This is a genomic window from Kitasatospora sp. NPDC004745 (assembly GCF_042873275.1).
Classification (GTDB): Bacteria; Actinomycetota; Actinomycetes; order Streptomycetales; family Streptomycetaceae; genus Kitasatospora.
Map to the genome: position 1 here is coordinate 143,520 of NZ_JBIALK010000011.1, position 19,178 is coordinate 162,697.

General features: G+C 75.5%; 14 protein-coding genes. 11 read left to right on the forward strand and 3 right to left on the reverse strand.

Going from position 1 to position 19,178, the window contains the following annotated elements; translation table 11 throughout:
- Nucleotides 1-96: 96 nt before the first annotated feature.
- A complete protein-coding gene (locus tag ACFYUY_RS19905) occupies nt 97-1,113 on the forward strand; it encodes an SAM-dependent methyltransferase (protein ID WP_387902069.1) in 1,017 nt (338 codons plus the stop codon).
- Entirely contained in the window at nt 1,110-2,279 is a 1,170-nt protein-coding gene (locus ACFYUY_RS19910) for an NADH-quinone oxidoreductase subunit D (protein ID WP_360212754.1), read from the forward strand. Before ACFYUY_RS19905 ends, ACFYUY_RS19910 begins: the two co-directional genes overlap by 4 nt.
- A 145-nt stretch (nt 2,280-2,424) precedes the next feature.
- Here the strand turns inward: ACFYUY_RS19910 and ACFYUY_RS19915 are convergent, their stop codons facing one another.
- Nucleotides 2,425-3,279, reverse strand: a complete 855-nt coding sequence (locus ACFYUY_RS19915) for a hypothetical protein (protein WP_387902145.1) — start codon at nt 3,277-3,279, stop codon at nt 2,425-2,427.
- 419 nt (nt 3,280-3,698) lie between these two features.
- On the opposite strand from ACFYUY_RS19915, the gene ACFYUY_RS19920 reads away from it, so the two are divergent.
- From ACFYUY_RS19920 to ACFYUY_RS19960, 9 genes are all read left to right on the forward strand, one after another.
- On the forward strand, nt 3,699-4,085 hold the full coding sequence (locus tag ACFYUY_RS19920; RefSeq protein WP_387902073.1) for a WXG100 family type VII secretion target: 387 nt from the start codon (nt 3,699-3,701) through the stop codon (nt 4,083-4,085).
- 177 nt (nt 4,086-4,262) lie between these two features.
- Nucleotides 4,263-7,142, forward strand: coding sequence for a toxin glutamine deamidase domain-containing protein (locus ACFYUY_RS19925; protein WP_387902076.1), 2,880 nt, complete (start codon nt 4,263-4,265; stop codon nt 7,140-7,142).
- Nucleotides 7,143-8,264: 1,122 nt separating this feature from the next.
- Complete coding sequence (locus ACFYUY_RS19930; protein ID WP_387902079.1) at nt 8,265-9,587, forward strand: SUKH-4 family immunity protein; 1,323 nt, start codon at nt 8,265-8,267, stop codon at nt 9,585-9,587.
- 284 nt (nt 9,588-9,871) lie between these two features.
- The gene (locus ACFYUY_RS19935) at nt 9,872-10,723 is read left to right on the forward strand and encodes a glycerophosphodiester phosphodiesterase (RefSeq protein WP_360212762.1); all 852 of its coding nucleotides are present in this window, start codon (nt 9,872-9,874) and stop codon (nt 10,721-10,723) included.
- Between the two features lie 206 nt (nt 10,724-10,929).
- Nucleotides 10,930-11,892, forward strand: coding sequence for a Ppx/GppA phosphatase family protein (locus ACFYUY_RS19940; protein ID WP_360212764.1), 963 nt, complete (start codon nt 10,930-10,932; stop codon nt 11,890-11,892).
- A gap of 711 nt (nt 11,893-12,603) precedes the next feature.
- Entirely contained in the window at nt 12,604-13,407 is an 804-nt protein-coding gene (locus ACFYUY_RS19945; RefSeq protein WP_360212813.1) for a sugar phosphate isomerase/epimerase, read from the forward strand.
- Nucleotides 13,408-13,453: 46 nt separating this feature from the next.
- A complete protein-coding gene (locus ACFYUY_RS19950; protein WP_387902082.1) occupies nt 13,454-14,287 on the forward strand; it encodes a class I SAM-dependent methyltransferase in 834 nt (277 codons plus the stop codon).
- Between the two features lie 238 nt (nt 14,288-14,525).
- On the forward strand, nt 14,526-16,370 hold the full coding sequence (ilvD, locus tag ACFYUY_RS19955; protein WP_360212768.1) for a dihydroxy-acid dehydratase: 1,845 nt from the start codon (nt 14,526-14,528) through the stop codon (nt 16,368-16,370).
- A 125-nt stretch (nt 16,371-16,495) separates the two neighbouring features.
- Nucleotides 16,496-17,026: a hypothetical protein gene (locus ACFYUY_RS19960; RefSeq protein ID WP_360212770.1), complete on the forward strand. Its 531-nt coding sequence runs from the start codon at nt 16,496-16,498 to the stop codon at nt 17,024-17,026.
- A gap of 4 nt (nt 17,027-17,030) precedes the next feature.
- On the opposite strand, the gene ACFYUY_RS19965 is transcribed toward ACFYUY_RS19960, so the two are convergent.
- Both ACFYUY_RS19965 and ACFYUY_RS19970 read right to left on the reverse strand, forming a co-directional pair.
- A complete protein-coding gene (locus tag ACFYUY_RS19965; RefSeq protein ID WP_360212772.1) occupies nt 17,031-18,404 on the reverse strand; it encodes a hypothetical protein in 1,374 nt (457 codons plus the stop codon).
- 113 nt (nt 18,405-18,517) lie between these two features.
- Nucleotides 18,518-18,967, reverse strand: coding sequence for a hypothetical protein (locus ACFYUY_RS19970; protein ID WP_360212774.1), 450 nt, complete (start codon nt 18,965-18,967; stop codon nt 18,518-18,520).
- Between the last annotated feature and the right edge of the window lie 211 nt (nt 18,968-19,178).

The window sequence follows — 19,178 nt, forward strand, 5'->3', positions numbered from 1 at the left end:
GGTCCGCCGGTAGGGCGATCCGTCCTACTCCGTAGGTCGGAGACGCACGGGTGCCGATGGGCAGGGGTGCCCGGCGGCCGGGTAGCGTCCCGGCCCATGACTTGGATGCGGTGGGCGCCCGCCATGGAACAGGCCCTGTACGACCCGGACGGCGGCTTCTACCGCAGGCCGGAGGGCCCCGCCGGGCACTTCCGCACCTCGGTGCACGCCTCGGAACTGTTCGCCCGCGCGGTGGCACGGCTGCTGCTGGAGGTTGACGAGGCCCTCGGTCGTCCGGAGGAGCTGGCCCTGGTCGACGTCGGGGCCGGACGCGGCGAACTGCTCGCCGGCGTGCTGGCCGAACTGCCCGGCGAGGTGCTCGCGCGGCTGCGCCCGTACGGCGTGGAGCTCGCGGACCGCCCGGCCGGGCTGCCGGACGCGGTCCGCTGGACGGACGCAGTGCCGCGCGGCCGCACCGGGCTGCTGTTCGCCAACGAGTGGCTGGACAACGTGCCGCTGGACGCCGGCGAGGTCGACGAGGACGGGGTGCTGCGCTACCGCGAGGTGGACACCGCCACCGGCGAGGAACGGCCCGGCGAGCCCGTCTCGGCGGCCGACGCCGCCTGGGCCGGGCGCTGGTGGCCCGCCCGGCGGCCGGGGGACCGCGTCGAGTTCGGCGGCCCCCGCGACGCCGCCTGGGCGCACGCCGTCGCCGGACTCGACCGCGGCCTGGCCGTCGCCGTCGACTACGCCCACACCGCCGGGCGGCGGCCCCCCTTCGGCACCCTCACCGGCTTCCGCGGCGGCCGCGAGGTGGCCCCCGTCCCGGACGGCTCCTGCGACGTCACCGCGCACGTCGCCCTCGACTCCGCCGCCGCCCCCGGCCTCCACAGCCTGTGGACGACGCAGCGCGACGCCCTCCGGGCCCTCGGCGTCAGCGGCGCCCGACCGGCACTCGCCCTCGCCTCCAGCGACCCCGTCGGGTACCTGCGGGCGCTCAGCGGCGCAGGTGAGGGCGCCGAACTGACCGACCCGGCCGGGCTCGGAGCCTTCGGCTGGCTGGCCCAGACGGTCCGCATGCCGGTACCGGAGAGCCTGCGCCCCCTGCCGGGATGGCAGACTCTGACCCCATGAGGGAGACCACGGTCGGCATCGGGGCGGGAGCCGAGAACTTCACCGGCGAGGCGGGCACCACCGACATGGTGCTCAACATCGGCCCGCAGCACCCCGCCACGCACGGCGTGCTGCGACTGCGGCTGGTGCTCGACGGCGAGCGCATCGTCACCGCGGAGCCGGTGATCGGCTACATGCACCGCGGCGCGGAGAAGCTCTTCGAGGCCCGCGACTACCGCCAGATCATCATGCTGGCCAACCGGCACGACTGGCTCTCCGCCTTCGCCAACGAACTCGGCGTCGTCCTCGGCGTCGAGCGGATGCTCGGCATGGAGGTCCCCGAGCGGGCGGTGTGGATCCGCACCCTGCTCGCCGAGCTCAACCGGGTGCTCAACCACCTGATGTTCCTCGGCTCCTACCCGCTCGAACTCGGCGGGATCACCCCGATCTTCCACGCCTTCACCGGTCGCGAGGACCTCCAGCACGTCCTGGAGGAGGCCTCCGGCGGCCGCATGCACTACATGTTCAACCGGGTCGGCGGCCTCAAGGAGGACCTCCCGGCCGGCTGGCTCGGCCGCGTCCGCACCGCCGTCGCCGTGGTCCGCTCCCAGCTGCCGGTCTTCGAGGAACTCGTCCTCGGCAACGAGATCTTCCGCGCCCGCACCGCCGGCGTCGGCGTCCTCACCAGGGCCCAGGCCGAGGCGTACGGCGTCAGCGGCCCCATCGCCCGGGCCAGCGGCCTCGACCTCGACCTGCGCCGCGACGAGCCCTACCTCGCGTACGGCTCCGACGAACTGCGGCAGGTGCTCACCGTCGTCACCCGCGAGGAGGGCGACTGCCTGGCCCGCTTCGAGTGCCTGCTGGAGCAGACCGTCAACTCCCTCGACCTCGCCGACGCCTGCCTCGACAAGCTCGCGACCCTGCCGCCCGGGCCCGTCAACCAGCGGCTGCCCAAGGTCCTCAAGGCCCCCGAGGGCAGCACCTACGCGTGGACCGAGAACCCGCTCGGGATCAACGGGTACTACCTGGTCTCGCGCGGCGACAAGACGCCGTGGCGGCTCAAGCTGCGCTCGGCGTCGTTCAACAACGTCCAGGCGCTGACCGAGCTGCTGCCGGGGACGCTGGTCGCGGACATGGTGGCGATCCTCGGGTCGATGTTCTTCGTGGTCGGGGACATCGACAAGTAGGCGGGCGGCGCGCGGGGTGGGCGCCCCTGGGGGTGGGCGCCGTCGGGCGGGCGCCCCGGGGGCGGGCCGGTGGCCCGGCCCCTGCCGCGGGCCTGCGTCTCCCGGGTCGTGCGGCGGGCCTGCGTCTCCCGGGTCGTGCGGCAGGTCAGGCCTTCTTGGGCTTCTTCACCGGGTCCGCCGGGTGCGGGGCCACCTTGCGGTCGCCCTTGGTGGCGATCCGCTCCGCGCACAGGCCGGCCAGCACCTCGTAGGCCGCCTTGCCCATCAGCTCGGTCAGCTCGGGGCGGTAGCTGACGTACACCGGGTCCGCGCCCTGGTGCGCGGCCGGGGCGCCGGTGCACCACCAGTGCAGGTCGTGGCCGCCCGGGCCCCAGCCGCGGCGGTCGTACTCGCCGATCGACACCTGCAGGTAGCGGGTGTCGTCCGGGCGGTCGATCCAGTCGTAGGTGCGCCGGACGGGGAGCTGCCAGCAGACGTCCGGCTTGGTCTCCAGCGGCTCCCGGCCCTCCTTGAGCGCCAGCGCGTGCAGGGCGCAGCCCGCGCCGCCCGCGAAACCGGGGCTGTTCACGAAGATGCAGGCGCCGCCCACCCGGCGGGTCTGCCGGTCGCCGTCCTCGTCCAGCATGGTGACGCCGCCGTCGGACTTGATCCGCCCCTTGGCGTCGGTGCCGTGCGCGAAGTTCTCCCACAGCTCGGGCGTCAGCCGCGCCGCGTGCCCGAGGACGCGCTTCTCGTCGTCCTCGTCCGAGTAGTGCGCGCCCAGCGTGCAGCAGCCGTCCGACTCGCCGCGGCCCTCGCGGATGCCGTGGCAGCCCTGGCCGAAGACGCACGACCAGCGGGAGGTCAGCCAGGTGAGGTCGCAGCGGAAGACCTGCTCCTCGTCGTCGGGGTCGGCGAACTCGACCCAGGCGCGGGGGAAGTCGAGCGGGACCTCGTCGCGCGGGATCCCGCCGTGCGGGGTCTCACCGCCGTGCGGGGTCTCGCGGCGCAGGGTCGGCATCGCGAGGTCGACCGGCGCGGAGGAGGCCTTGGACTTCTTCTTGGACGTTTCTGCTGGTGCCACCCGGCAAGGGTAGAGCCTTCGCGGGGCCGGCGGACCGCCCGCCACCGGGGGGCTTCGCGGCGCCTCGGCCGGGCGCCGGGGTGCCGAGGGTGCCCGAGGAGGCCGGGGGGTGGCGGCCGGGGCGGCGGCGGCCGGGCGTCGGCGTCGATGACGACCTGCAGGTTCGCCGAGGGCCGGTGATCACGACTGGAGGCCCGCACCAGGCCCTCGCACTGCCGCACCCGCGGACGCGTGAACGGCTCCACCCGCACCGGCCCAGCCCACAGCGCCCCCCGGGTACCGGAGAAACGCCCTGCGCCCGACCGTCCGGAACAAGCCCTAGGATGGCGGCCAATCCGCGACGGGGAGGTACGGGGATGCCAGACGACGGGGTCACCGGCAGCGGGGATTTCGTCCTCAAGCCGTGGGAACTGCGGGGCGAGGCGCGGGAGTTCGAGCGGATCGGGCGCGACTTGGCGAAGGCCGTCGGCGCTCTGGAGCGCGACCTCGCCGCCCTCGGCGCACCATGGGGCACGGATCGGCCGGGCAGCGGCTTCGCCACCGTCTACGGGCCGGCGCGCGGCGAACTCGCCAGTGGACTGCGAGGGCTGGCCGGGCGGCTGGGGCAGGTCGGTGCAGGGCTCCACACCATGGCCGACCGCACCGCGGACACCGACACCTCGGCGGCGGCGGGCTTCGGGCCCCTGGGGGCGGCGGCAACCCCGGGGTCGGCGGCGGTCGTCCCCAAGGACGTGTCGGCCTGACGGTCGGCGCTCCCCGGGCCCGGTGGGTCGTGAGCCAGGGGGGTGGGGTGCCGGTGCTCGGGCGTCCGCCGCGCTCCGTGTGCGGCGTGCGGCGGGCGGTTCGCGGCACGCGGGCCTCTCTGGGCCCGTAGGGCTTGTGGGTCTCGTAGGTCTCGAAGGTCTTGAAGGGGGAAGCGCGTGGCCCGGAAGCTGCCCGAGGAACTGGCCCCGGTCCTGGCCAGGACCGGCCATCAGTGGCCACAGGCCGACGAGGACGGGCTGCGCCGGGCGGCCGGGCTCTGGCGGGAGTTCGCCGTCGAGGCGGACCGCCTCACCCGTCGCGGTGGCGAGTCCGCCCGACGCGTCACCAGCGAGAACTCCGGCCACGCGGTCGACGCCTTCGGCGCGTACTGGCAGGCGTTCACCGGCGGGGGGAAGGGGCACCTGGACGACGCCCACGCCGCCGTCGGGCTGGTCGCCGGGGCCTTCGACCAGGCCGCCCGGGCCGTCGACGGCTGCAAGGCCGAGATCGTCGCCACCCTCCGGGAACTCGCCGCCGAGCTCAGGCAGGCCGAACAGCAGGCCGCCGCCGCCCCGGCGCCGGCCGCCCCGGCGTCCGCGGCCCCGGCCGGGGGTGGTGCCGACGGGATCTTCGGCGGGCTGCGCCGGACCGTCGCCGCTGCCACCACAGCCGTGCGGGACACCGCGGGGCGGCAGCTCGCCGACGCGAAGACGACGCTGGCCGTCGAAACCGCAGGCCTGAAGATCGGCGGGCTGCTCGACGAGCTCGGCCGCGGGATGAAGGACGCCCTCGCCACCGCGCTCAGGGACCCGGCCGCGGTCGCGCTGCTCCGGCTCGGCGCCGCGCCCGGGGTCACCGCCGCCTCCTACTCCTACCGGACCGCCGCCGCAGGCGCCTTCGACGCACGTGCCGCGGGCCTGCCGGCCGCGCTCGGCGAACCCGGCGTGCTCGGTGCGGACGGCACCGGCCTCGTCCTGCTCACCGGGAGGGACGGGAAACCGCTGGTCGGCGTGCCCGGGCTCACCGTCGAACTCGACGGGGCCGGGCAGCCCGTCCTCGGCCAGGACGGCCGACCGGTCATCCTCCGGGCCGACGGGACGCCCCTCCCCGACGCCGCCGGACTGCTCGTCGTCACCGGGCCGGACGGCAGACCGCTCGTCGGCGTGGCCGATCCGGCCGTCGGCCTCGACGAACACGGGCGCCCGCTGCTCACCGGTCCGGACGGCCGGGACGGCAGGGCGTCCGACCAGGAGCCGCACGGCCTGCCGCTCGCCGGACTGCTGCCCGGCGGGCCGGCCGTCCTCACGACCTCGCTGATCCCCGCTCCCGACCCGGGCCCCGACCCGGACTCGACAGACGACCCCGCGACCGGTCCGACGACCGGACCGCGGACCGGACCCAGGACGGCGGGCGGGGTGGGGGTGGCGGTGGCCGCCGCTCCCGACGTGCTGACGGCTTCGTTCGGGCCCGACACGGCCGTCGCCGGGACCAGCGCCGCCACCGGCGGCCTCTCCCCGGACGGACCCGTCGTCGCGTCCGTCGCGTCCGGGACGTCCGTCGCGTCCCATGCCACCGGTGGGTGGCCGGGGCACGGCGGCGCATCGGCCGGGGCCGACTGGTCGACGCCCGCCCGGGCCGGTGTGGCCCCGGTGGCCGGGGGTGGCGGGGGCGGCTGGTCGGACGGCGACTACCCGCTCCAGCAGCCCGCGCCGGCCCCCGCGCACACCGGCGGCAACGGGGGCGGGGGCGGGCCCGTCACCGTACGGACCGACTCCGTGCTCGCCCCGCCGGCCGGTGCCGCCGCCCCCTCGTACGACCAGGGGTCGCCCGAGACACCGCCGTCGGTCCGGACGACCGGACCGGTCGGGGCGGTCGGTCCGGTGGGCGTGGCCGGGCACCTCGCGGCGCCGGCCTACGGCCCCCCGTCCGGCGCGGCGGGCCCGCTCGTGGGCGGTGGCGGGTACCCCGGGAGCGCTCCGGCACCGTTCGGGAGCGCTGCCGGGGTCGGCGGGCCGGGCGCCGGCCCGACCGGTGCGGCCGCGACGCCCGGGGCACCGGTCACGGGCGCGCCGGGCACGGGTGCGCCGGCCGCTGCGGCAGCCGCCACCGGCGGTCCGCAGCCCGGACCCGAACCCCGCCCGGGGGCCGCCGCTCCCCGCCCTCCCATCGGCACCGCGCCGTACCCCGTCACCGCGCCCGCCCCGGGCACCTCCCCGGGGGCCCCGCCCGCGCAGGCGGTCGTTCCCGCCCCGCCGGTCGTCGGGCCCAACCCCGCGCGGCCCGAACCGCACCAGCCCGACGGCCGCCGCCGGGACTCCGTCGCACCCGTCGCCGCCGACCCCGCGCTGGTCTGGGGCGTCGTGCCGGTCGCCACCGCCCACGCGACGGCGTTCCGACGCGCCCTCCGCGCCCGCCGCGGCGGCCACACCGAGGACCCGGCCGTCCGGCCCCGCACCCTCGCCGACAGCCGCCCCTACGGCCTGCCGGGCGGGCTGGCCCCGGTGGACCCCCAGCACCAGGCCGAACTCGAACGCCGCACACCCCGCGACGAGGACGGCCGGCCGCTGCGCCACCCCGACCCCGCCGCCGGGTGCTGGGCCGAAGCCGTCAACGACGGCGGGTACCGCGAACCCGGCCGGGCCAACAACAGCCTGGAGATCGCCCTCTCCGCCATCGAGACCCACGCCGGCCTGCCCACCTGCGCGGCCCCCCGCATCCCCGCCGAAGGCGACGCCGGGGAACGCGGCGGCCGCGACCGTGCGGAACGCGAACTCGGTGCTCCGTTCCGCGACCTCGGGGACGGCGGGCCGGCCTTCGACCGCCTCGCCGCGGACCTGCTCCGCTCCGGCCACGGCGCCCAGGCGCTCCTCCTCACCCTCGACGACCACGGCCGCCCCCACGCCTGGAACGCCGTCAACCACCGGAACGCCGTCACGTATCTCGACCACCAGCTCGCCCGCCAGGGCTCCACCCCCCTCCACCCCGCCACCTGCGGTCTCTGGGCCATCACCCTCACCCCCGAAGGCCACCCCCTGGACCTCACCCCCACCCCCTGAGGCGCCCCGCCCCCCGCCCCCCGGCCCGCCGCCCGCACAGGAAGTCGACCCATCCGACTTCCTGTGCGCCCCCCTCTCCGCCCCAGCCAAATATGTAGACCGACCGTCATATTCCACCGAAGGCTGCCCCCGCGCGGCGCGGCCCTGGCCTAGGCGTGCCATATGTAGACCGGTCGTCCTATTCGGCCCGCCCGGCGTGACCTGCGTGCAGGAAGTCGGCGCGGTCGACTTCCTGTGTGCAGCCCGGCGCCGCTGCATCGGGGGAAGAATCTGTAGACCGACCGTCATATTCCTCGCCGAGCTCCCCCTGGGGCGCTGCGCAGGAAGTCGATCGGGTCGACTTCCTGCGGAGGGTGGCCGCGGCCCGGGTGTGTCATGTGTGGACTGGTCGTCCTGCTCGGCCTATCCGGCGTGACCTGTGCACGGGAAGTCGGCGCGGTCGACTTCCCGTGCACAGGCCGGCGCCGTTAGCGGGCGGAGTAAATATGTAGACCGACCGCCATATTCTGCTCCGGCTGCCACGGAGGCCCTGCGTAGCAAGTCGGGCAGGTCGACTTCCTGTGCAGGGTGGCTGCGTCCCGGCTTTGCCGCACGTAGATCGGTCGTCCTATGTGGTCGCGCCCTGTGGCGTCTGTGAGTGTGGAGTTGAAAGTCGGCGGAGTCGACTTCCTGCGTACGGATTGGTGCGCTTGCCGCTGGGGTGAATATGTAGACCAACCGTCATATTCCTTGCTGGTCCAACCCTGTGGTCCTGCGTGGGAAGTCGGGCAGGTCGACTTCCGGGGCGCGGGTCGGTGTGGTGGCGAGGGGCGGGGTATGTAGACCGGCCGTCATATTCGCCCCTCGTTCACGCCGGCCCGGCGTGGTGTTGCGCTGGGCGTCGCCCGGGTGGGCTGGGGGTGCGGGGACTTAGGTAGACCGGTCTGCATATTCCTCCGGGGGTGGGCTCCGCGCCTGGTGGGCCTGCGTGGGAAGTCGGTCTGGTCGACTTTCCGTGCCGGGGGAGTGGGCGGGGAGTGGCTCGCCGAGGGCGGGTCGGGGAGTGCGGCTGTGGTGGGGGGATGGGCGGGGTCGTAGGGTCACGGGTCGACGGCGTGGTCGAGGTGAGGGGGCGGTGGCGGCGTGATCTCGCGGGCGCAGGCGGTGGCGGCGGGTCATCGGTGGATCAACGGCGATCTCCCGCAGGGCGCCGGGGCGGTGCGGCGGGTGCTCGCGCACGAGTTCGAGCTCGGGTGGGTGGTCTGGGCGGAGCCGCCGAAGGTCGCGGTGGATCCGCGGACGGGGGAGCGGCGGCCGCCCGAGGAGGTCGGGGCGGCGTGTGCCGTGGTGGACCGGGAGAGCGGCCGGTTCACGGTGTGGCCGTCCGTGCCGGTGGACGAGGTGGTCGGGCTGTACCGGGACTTCGTGGGCGCCGGCGGGTACGACCCGGCGCGTCCGCCGGTGACCGGTCGGGGCGCCCGGGCCGAGCTGACCTACCGGGACGCCGCGGGCGAGGTGCGTTCGCTGGCCCTGCGTTCGGCGGCCGGCCTGCCGCACCCGGCGCTGCGCGGCTGGTGGTGGCTGCGCGAGCAGGGCGTCCCGGCCGAGGACGTGCTGGCCGTGCGCACCGATCTGCGGCTGGGCGCCCTACCCGGCGGCTACTGGGCGCACGCGCTGGCGGCGGAGCTGCCGCGGGTCCGGGTGGGCTTCGAGGTGCCGTACGGTCCGAGGTTCGATCACCGGGCGGCGGCGGTGCGGGGGTTGCCCGCGCCCCCGGACGGTCCGGTGCGGAACCGGGTGCCGTTCCCGCGGGCGGCGCTCCCGGTGCCCGCGGAGTCGGGGCAGAAGGAACCGGCGCCCGTGGAGTCGGATGCGGCGTTGGCGGCCCGGCTGGCCGCGGGGTTCGGTGCGGCGGGCGTGCAGCGCTTCGATCCGGCGGACGTGGCGCGGGCGGAGTTGCCCGGGGAGGCGGCGGCCCTGTTGCTGACGGTGGGTGTGCCGTCGGTGCTGCCGGGTTTCTTCACCCTGTACCACCCGGGGGCGGCGGCGGTCGGGGACGGTTCGCGCCCGGCCGCGGTGCTGCCTCCGCTGGCGGCGCACCTGGCGGCGGCGGGTCGGGGCGCCCGGGTCGCCGAGCGGGAGCGGGCGGCGCTGGCGGGGCGGCTGGTGCTGGGGTCGGACGGCTGGGCGCTGGTCACGCTCGACGTGGTGAGCGGTGCAGTCCGGGCCGTCGATCCGGACGACGGGACGGCCCGGTACGGCAACGCGGACGTGCGGTCCTTCGTTCGCTGCCTGGCGGTGTTCGCCGGGTGGCTTCCCGCCCTGCGCGGGTCGGACCCGGTGACGGCCGGGGCGGCGGTGGAGGCCCTGCAGCGGGCCTTGGTGGCGGTGGACGGGACGGTCTTCGACGATCCGGAGAACTGGTGGGCCGTCATCGTCGAGCAGTTGTGGGACGGACTGCTGTGAGCGGCGCACCGGCCACTCGTCCGGGTGACGTGGACCGCACCGCGGTGTCGGCGTGCCGCCAGGTGGCCCCAGGCTGAGAGGAACCGGATGGCATCGTCGGGTTGTCGGATCAGTTTGATGATCTGCCGTCGAGTCGTATGAGATGCGTTCCGACCGGGCGGCGACGTCCACCAGCTGACCCCCGGCCGAACCAGGCCCCCGGCCGAACCAGGCCCCCGACCGAACCAGGCCCCCGACCGAACCACCCCCCGACCGAACCGAGCAGGAGCCGGAGCCCCCGAGCCGTGACCGCCCCGCCCCGCGCCGCCCAGACGGCCGTCCTCGCCGCCCTCGCGGTCCTGGCCGCCGGATGCGCCTCCGCGCCCGCGCTGAAGGCCCGGTCCGTCGCCGCCACGCCGTCCTGCGACGCCCCGGTGGTGATCGGTCACCGCGGTGCCCCGCGCAGCGCCCCCGAGAACACCATGGCCTCCTTCGAGACCGCCCTGGAGCAGGGCGCCGACTGGCTGGAGACCGACGTGCAGACGACCCGGGACGGCGTCCCGGTGCTGATGCACGACCCGACCGTCGACCGCACCACCAACGGCAAGGGCGCCGTCGCCGACCTGACCGCCGCCCAGGTCGCGGACCTGCGGGTGACGGTCGGGCCGGGCCCCGCCGAGCCGGTGCCCACCCTGGAGGAGCTGCTCGACCGCCTCTCGGACAGCAACGCCACCCTGCTGATGGAGATCAAGTGGCAGCGGGCCGAGGACGTCGTCCGGATCGCCCGGATCGCCGCCGCCAGCCGGGCCAAGGTGGTCCTCTACTCCTTCTCGGCCGAGCACCTGCACCAGGCCCACGCGGCCGCCCCGGCCCTGCCAGTGGTGCTGATCCAGGGCTCGGCGATCGCCGAGGACCCGGGTGACCTGCCGTTGCGGGGCATCGCCCTGGACACCTCGCTGGCGACCGCGGCCCGGATCGCCGCCGAGCGCAGGGCGGGCCGCGAGGTGTACGTCTGGACGCTCGACGACGAGGAGTCCTGGCAGCTGATGTCCGCCCGGGACGCCGACGGCCTGATCACCGACACCCCGGGCCCGGCCCGGCGCTGGGCGGACGCCAACTGCCGCACCGGGCCGCGGCCCGGGCCCGGCGGCCACTGATCCACCACCGGCGCGGCCGGGGGGCACTGATCCGCCACCGGTGTGCCCGGCGGGCACTGCCCCACCGCCGGTGTGCCCGGCGGGCACTGCCCCACCGCCGGTGTGCCCGGCGGGCACTGCCCCACCGCCGGTGTGCCCGCCGGGACCAGCGCGAATACGGTCACATCCGGTCTCGCCCAGGTCCGGATCGCGTAGCGTGGAGAGTTATGCGACTCGGTGTACTCGACGTAGGTTCCAACACGGTCCACTTCCTCGTGGTGGACGCCCATCCGGGTGCCGCCCCGCTGCCCGCGTACTCGCACAAGGCCGAGCTGCGCCTGGCCGAGCTGCTGGACGTCGACGGCGCGATAAGCGAGGCCGGTGTCGAGCGGCTGGTCGGGCACGTCGCCTCCTCGCTGCGGGTCGCCGAGGACAAGGGCGTCGTCGACATCCTGCCCTTCGCCACCTCGGCCGTCCGGGAGGCGGCCAACGGCGAGGAGGTGCTGGGCCGGGTCGCCGCGGAGACCGGGGTGGAGCTGCGGGTGCTCTCCGGGCAGGACGAGGCCAGGCTGACCTTCCTGGCCGTCCGCCGCTGGTTCGGCTGGTCGTCCGGGCGGCTGCTCAACCTGGACATCGGCGGTGGCTCGCTGGAGATCGCCTGCGGCCTGGACGAGCAGCCCGACGTCGCCTGTTCGCTGCCGCTGGGCGCCGGCCGACTGACCGCCCGCTGGCTGCCCGGGGACGTGGCGGACCCGGACGGGCTGCGCGAGCTGAGACGCCACATCCGGGCCGAGATGGGCACCGTCGTCGGTGAGGTCTCCCGACTCGGCACTCCCCAGCACGCCGTCGCCACCTCCAAGACCTTCAAGCAGCTGGCCCGGATGACCGGCGCCGCGCCCGCCGACGCCGGCCCGTACGCGGACCGCAGGCTCACCCGCAGCGGGCTGTCCGCCTGGCTGCCGCGGCTGGCCGGGATGACCGTCGCCGAGCGGGCGCAGATCCCCGGCGTCTCCGAGGGCCGGGCCAAGCAGCTGCTGGCCGGAGCGCTGGTCGCCGACGCCGCCATGGACCTCTTCGGGCTGGAGGAGCTGGACGTCTGTCCCTGGGCGCTGCGCGAGGGCATCATCCTGCGCCGCCTGGACACCATGGACAGCCCCGCCGACCGCCGCCGCCCGGCGCTCACCCCCTGAGGACGGTCCCGTTCGGAGCGCGGTCCGCATACGCTGTCTCCCGTGGTGCAACCAGCGGGTGAGGACGGGACGCCGGAGGACCGCGCCCCCGGGGACGGGCAGCCGCGGCCGGACGGCGCGCGCCGCAGGCTCGGCAAGGCGGTCAAGGGCGCCACCGCGGCGAAGGCCGCCAAGGCCGCGAAGGCGGCTCAGCGCACCGCCGTGAAGTCCACCGCCGCGAAGTCCGCCGGCGGAAAGTCCTCCGCCGAGAAGCCCTCCGCGGAGAAGTCCTCCCCTCGGAAGCCCGACGTCCGGAAGCCCGCCGCCGCGAGGTCCGCCGGCCCGGAGGCACCCGGCTCCGAGCACTCCGGGACCGGGCGTCCCGAGACGGAGCCCGGGGACCCGGAGCCGAAGCGGCCCGCGCGCAGGAGGCCGGCCTCGAAGACGTCCGACCCCGCGAAGCCCGACCCGAAGAGGCCCGACCCCCCGAAGCCAGCCCCCGCGAAGGCCGAGCCGAGCAAGGCCGAGCCGAAGAAGGCCGGTGTACGCAAGCCCGGCACGCGGAAGGCCGCCGCCACCGCCGCGCCCCGGGAGACCCGCACCGCCCGGGCCGCCGGTGCCGCCAAGGCCGCCGTCCAGTCGGTGCGCTCGGTCAAGGCCGCCCGGCGCGACGCCGCCCGCCCCCCGCTGCTGCGCACCACCGACCGGCTGGTGCTGCCCCCGCACCCGACCCTGCACATCCCGGACACCAAGGTGGTCCTGTCCACCGCCTCGGTGTACCCGGCGAGCACCGCCGTGGCGTTCGAGCTGGCCGCCAAGCTCGGCTACGACGGGGTCGAGGTGATGGTCTGGAACGATCCGGTCAGTCAGGACGTCGACGCGCTGCGCCGTCTCTCCGACGCCCACCGGATGCCGATCCTGGCCGTGCACGCGCCCTGTCTGCTGATCACCCAGCGGGTGTGGACCACCGACCCGTGGACCAAGCTGGTCCGGGCCCGGGCGGCGGCGGAGAAGCTCGGTGCGAGCGCGGTCGTGGTCCACCCGCCGTTCCGCTGGCAGCGCCAGTACGCCCGGGACTTCGTGGCGGGCATCAACCGGATGGCGGGCGAGACCGACGTCCGCTTCGCGGTCGAGAACATGTACCCGTGGCGCTACCGCGACCGCGAGGTGCTGGCCTACGCGCCCGGCTGGGACGTCACCGACGAGGAGTACCGGCACTTCACCATCGACCTCTCGCACGTCGCGACCTCGCGGATCGACACCTTCGCCATGGTCGAGCGGATGGGCGACCGGCTGGCGCACGTCCACCTGGCCGACGGCAGCGGCTCGGGCAAGGACGAGCACCTGATCCCCGGCCGCGGCAAGCAGCCCTGCGCCGAGCTGCTGGAGCACCTGGCCCGCACCGGCTTCGACGGTCACGTGGTGCTGGAGGTCAACACCCGGCGTTCCGCGTCGCCCGCCGAACGCGAGGCCGATCTGGCCGAGGCCCTGGCTTTCACCCGCCTGCACCTGGCCACCCCGTCGCGCGTACGCTGAGAGACCGCGCTCGTGAGGGCGCGAACCACCGTGCGGAGGGGGAGCCATGACGGAGGATCAGGACCATGGTCGGGGCCAGGACCAGGGGCGGTTGGAGGCGGCGCGGAGCTTCGGCGGGGTCGCCGTCGAGTACGGCCGCGGCCGGCCGGGCTACCCGGAGGAGCTGTTCGACGCGGTGGAGCGGTTGTCCGGCCGCAGTCTGAAGAACGCCCGGGTCCTGGACGTCGGCGCCGGCACAGGCATCGCCACCCGCCTGCTCGCCGCCCGCGGGGCGGACGTCGTCGCGGTGGAGCCCAGCGCGGGCATGGCCGCCCAGTTCCTGGCCTCGTCGCCGGGGCTGCCGCTGGTCCGGGCCGGCGGCGACGAGCTGCCGTTCCACGACGGCTCCGCCGACCTGGTCACCTACGCCCAGGCCTTCCACTGGACCCGCCCCGAACTGGCCGTCCCCGAGGCGGTCCGGGTGCTGCGGCCCGGTGGCGCCCTGGCCGCCTGGTGGAACATCCCGGACGAGACCGTGCCGTGGGTCCGGGCGCGGGTCGAGCGGATGACCGCGGCCCTGGGGGACCGCTACCACGGCTACGGCGGGGTCGCCGGTCACGTCGCCCACTTCGCGTCGGCCGGCCTGAGGGTCGAGCGCGCGGTGCTGCGCTGGGAGCGGAGGGTCACCGTGGACGAGGTGCTGGCCGACCTCACCTCCCGCTCATTCATGGCCTCCCTCGGGCCCGCGGAGCGCGCGCCGCTGCTGGAGGCCGAGCGGGTCGCGATGACCGCGGAGTTCCCGGACGGCCGGCTGGTCGAGCGCTACGCCCTGGAGCTGGCGGTGGCGATCACCCCGGACACCCCGGCCCACCCCGGCCTGACCCGGCCCACCCCGGCCTGACCCGGCCCACCCCGGCGCCCTGGCCGCGCCCCGCCCCCGAACCCCCCACCCCCCCCGCACACCCCCGAACGGCCCCGAACGGCCCCGCCCCGCACACCCCCGAACGGCCCGTCCGCCTGACCGCATCGCGGACGGGCCGTCCGCCGCCTGGACCGCGGGCGTAGGCTCGTAGCCACAGCGGCCCCCGCACCCTCCCACCAGCGGGGCGCCGGCGACAGCCCCGAAGGAGTGGAGCACAGTGCCCGAGCTGAGGTCCCGTACGGTCACCCACGGTCGCAACATGGCAGGCGCCCGGGCGCTTCTCCGGGCCGCCGGCGTAGCCCGCGAGGACTTCGGCAAGCCGATCATCGCGGTCGCCAACTCCTTCACCGAGTTCGTGCCCGGCCACACCCACCTGCAGCCGGTCGGCCGGATCGTCTCCGAGGCGATCAAGCAGGCGGGCGGCATCCCGCGCGAGTTCAACACCATCGCCGTGGACGACGGCATCGCGATGGGCCACGGCGGCATGCTCTACTCGCTGCCCTCGCGCGACCTGATCGCCGACTCGGTCGAGTACATGGTCAACGCGCACTGCGCCGACGCGCTGATCTGCATCTCCAACTGCGACAAGATCACCCCGGGCATGCTGATGGCCGCGCTGCGCCTCAACATCCCGACCGTCTTCGTCTCCGGCGGGCCCATGGAGGCCGGCAAGGCCACCCTGGTGGACGGCACGGTGCGCAAGCTCGACCTGGTCGACGCGATCTCGCAGGCCGTCAACGAGAACGTCTCCGACGAGGACATCGCGATCATCGAGGAGAACGCCTGCCCGACCTGCGGCTCGTGTTCCGGCATGTTCACCGCCAACTCGATGAACTGCCTCACCGAGGCCATCGGCCTCTCGCTGCCCGGCAACGGCTCGGTGCTCGCCACCCACACCGCCCGCCGCGCCCTCTACGAGGCCGCCGGCCGGACCGTCGTAGAGATCACCAACCGCCACTACGGCCAGGACGACGCCTCGGTGCTCCCGCGCGCGATCGCCACCCGCGCGGCCTTCGAGAACGCCATGGCCCTGGACATCGCCATGGGCGGCTCGACCAACACCATCCTGCACCTGCTCGCCGCCGCCCAGGAGGCCGAGCTGGACTTCGACATGCGGGCCATCGACGCGGTCTCCCGCCGGGTGCCCTGCCTCTCCAAGGTCGCGCCGAACGGCTCGTACTACATGGAGGACGTCCACCGGGCCGGCGGCATCCCGGCCATCCTCGGCGAGCTGTACCGCGGCGGGATGCTCAACGAGGACGTCCACACGGTGCACTCCGGCTCGCTCGCCGAGTGGCTCAAGACCTGGGACGTGCGGGGCGGTTCGCCGTCCGCGGAGGCCGTCGAGCTGTGGCACGCCGCGCCCGGCTGCGTCCGCTCCGCCGAGGCCTTCTCGCAGTCCGAGCGCTGGGAGTCGCTGGACACCGACGCCGCCGGGGGCTGCATCCGCAGCGTCGAGCACGCCTACTCGGTGGAGGGCGGCCTCGCCGTCCTGTACGGCAACCTCGCCGAGGACGGCTGCATCGTGAAGACCGCCGGCGTCGACGAGTCGATCTGGACGTTCAGCGGCCCGGCCGTCGTCGTGGAGTCGCAGGAGGACGCGGTCGAGGCGATCCTCGCCAAGCGGGTCAAGGAGGGCGACGTCGTCGTCATCCGCTACGAGGGCCCCAAGGGCGGTCCGGGCATGCAGGAGATGCTCTACCCGACCTCCTTCCTCAAGGGCCGGGGCCTGGGCAAGGCCTGCGCGCTGGTCACCGACGGCCGCTTCTCCGGCGGCACCTCGGGCCTGTCCATCGGCCACGCCTCCCCGGAGGCCGCCTCCGGCGGGACGATCGCCCTGGTCGAGGACGGCGACACCATCGCCATCGACATCCCGGGCCGGAGGATCTCCCTGGAGGTGCCCGCCGAGGTGCTGGACGAGCGCCGCCGCGCGCTGGAGGCCGGCGGCGGCTACCGCCCGAAGAACCGCGACCGCCAGGTCAGCCAGGCGCTGCGCGCCTACGCGGCGATGGCCACCTCCGCCGACAAGGGCGCCGTGCGCGACGTGAGCAAGCTGGGCTGAGCCCGCTGCCGGGCGGCCGCCCGGCAGGCCGGCTGGGCCCGGCCCGACGACAACGGCGGAGGAGCCGTCCCGCAGTCCGGGACGGCTCCTCCGCCGCTTGCGGCGTCCGGGGGATAATCGACCCCGTGAACGAGCAGCCCCCCGCCCCCGCCCCCCAGCCCGTCGGCGCCCCCGAGCCGGACCCGATCCGCTGGTTCGGCACCAGCTGGGTCGAGCGGGACAACGGCTACTGGCTGCGCCGCGTCGCGGTGTCGGCCGGTGCGCTGGTCGCCGCGGCGGCCGGTGCGTTCGCGCTGCGCCTCGGCGTCGAGGGCGTCGCCCTCTCCGACAGCGGCGGCTTCCTCAACGGGCTGCTGACCGCGGCCATCGCGATCTGTTCGCTGATGGCCGCGCTGCGCACCTGGAAGGTGCTCACGGAGGGCAAGGACCGGCTGACCGGCTGGATGACGGAGGACCGCTCGCTCGGCGCGGTCTGGCTGATCGGCGGGGTCGGCTCGCTGCTCGCCTACTTCGTCCGCAGCCTCACCGAGGCCCCCGGCGAGGCGGTCAACCGGGCCGCCCACGAGCGGGCCCTCGCCCAGTACGGCAAGCGCCGGGCCGACCGCAGCGGCCGGCCCGGCGCCGGGGCGCCGGGCCGGGGCAAGCGCCGGCGCTGAGCGGTCAGTTCCGGCTGAGGGTGCCGCAGGCGGCGCTCTCCTGGATGTCCTTCGTCCGGTCGTAGGGGTCGGTGGCCGGCCCGGTCGGCGTGGAGCCGGGGTGGGCGAGCTCCGCGAACTGGTCGAACTGCGGGTGCAGGAAGCCGTCGTAGACGTCGCACGCGCTGTTGCCGATGTCCGACGAGGACTTGGCGAAGCTCAGCTTCTTCGGGTTGACCCGGTACCGGGCCGGGTCGTAGAAGCGGAAGTCCTCCTGCTTGCGGACGATGGTGCGGGTGGTCCAGGTGTCGCCCGCGACGTCCGCGGCCGGCAGCACCAGGCCCACCGGCTTGGCCGTGCCGCCGGACGGCGCGGCCGGCTGCTTCGTCGCCGGGGGAGCACTCGGCGCGGGCCGGGGGGAGGCGGCCCGCTGGGCGGCCTCCGGGCCCGGGCGCAGGGCGTACACGTAGGTGAAGTCGGTGTGCACCAGGACGCCCTTGTCGCCGTCGCCCTCGACGGTGATCCGGCCCTGCACCTTGACGGTGTCGGTCGCCAGGATCGCCTCGCGCGGGTCGAAGCGGGCGAAGTCCCTGGTGGGGTCGTGCTCCTCGGACGGCTTGGCCAGCGCGGCGTTCAGGTCGTCCTGCTGGTCCCGCTCCAGCATGGCCAGCGCGGCGTCCGGCCGCGCGCCGCCGATGACCTTGGGGTCCATGTTGGCCGCGGCGAGGTAGCCCTTCACCAGCGCGACCTGGGCGGCGACCTGGTCGGCGCCGAACACGCCGGTCGCGGCCGGCTCGTCCACGGGCTTGAAGTCGTCCATCGAGGTCGGCCAGCCCTCCACGGGGGAGCCCTTCCAGGGGTGGTCGACGGTCGGCTGCTGGTCGGCGGCCGCGGAGGGGGCGGCGGTGGGCTTCGCCGTCTCCGGGGCGACGGGGGCGGCCGGGGTGCGGGCGGCGGCCGGCCCGTTGCCGGAGCCGTTCCCGTAGCGGGTGTCGTACCAGCTGCGCAGCCCGTCGATGTTGAGCGCGGCGAGCAGCACGGCGATGGTGAGGACGACGTAGAGCGGCGCGCGCCACTCCGGCCGGCGGCGTGGGCGCGGATTGCCCCAGGCGTCGAGGGCCGGGGCCTTCGGCTTGCGGCCGAACCGGCGGCCGGCCGCCTTCGCCGGGCCGTCGTTGACGGAGCGGCGGCCGCCCGGATCGACCGGCGGGGTGTGCTTCCACCGGGCGGCCAGCATCCGGGTGCGCCCGGACTGCTCCTGGACGGTGGCGCCCTTGATGAACTCCTCGTCCAGGACGAGGTCGGCGAACGGGTCCTTCCCGCCCGCTCCGGACGGGTCGGACCCGCCCGGCTCGCGGCCCTCGGCGGGGCGCGGTTCCGGATCTTCGGCTATCGGCATCGCGCCAGTATGACGACGGGCGGTGACGATTCGTCGATCGGGGGCACACCATGTGGTGAACGCGTGTGCGGGGCGTGGCGTTTCACCCCTCCTTGCCCCGGTCTGTGTCGGTGTCAGTCCTTGCCGCGGGCCTGCTTCACCGACCCCACGACCCCGGCGACGGCCAGCAGGACGCCGGCCGGCAGCAGGGCCAGGAAGAAGGCGCCGAACAGGCTGGAGTCCCCGAGGAACCACTGCGCCAGCACGTCCAGCACGAGGAGCCCGCCGGCCGCCGGGAGGGCGGCCCGCCACGGGTGCTCGTTCGCCCAGCGGCGCAGCCGGCGGTCACCGGTGTCGCGGCGCAGCTGCCCGCCGACGGTGCCGACCAGGAAGAAGAAGAACAGGGCCCAGCCGGCCGGCCCGGCCAGCATGCCCAGTGACCAGTCCCCGGAGATCGCGTCGATCCCCAGGGCGGTCGCACCCACCACCGCACCGACCCCCGCGGCGGTCCGCCACGGGCCCACGGCCGCCGAGGCGACGGCGAGTTGCCGGTTCTCACGTCGGGACATTTCGTCGTGTGCCATGGCTCCACGGTGCGCCCGCGCGGACGCGGAGGCCATAGGGGATGCCCCGGACTTTCCCCTGAGGGGTCGGCTCGGGGCGGCGGCCGGTGGCCGGTGGCCGGTGGCGCGGCGGTGCGCCGGTGGCGCGGCGGTGCGCCGGTGGCCGGGCACCCGACCACCGGGGTGGGCGGACCACGGGCTGGACGGTCCCCGCGGCCGCCCCCGCACGGTG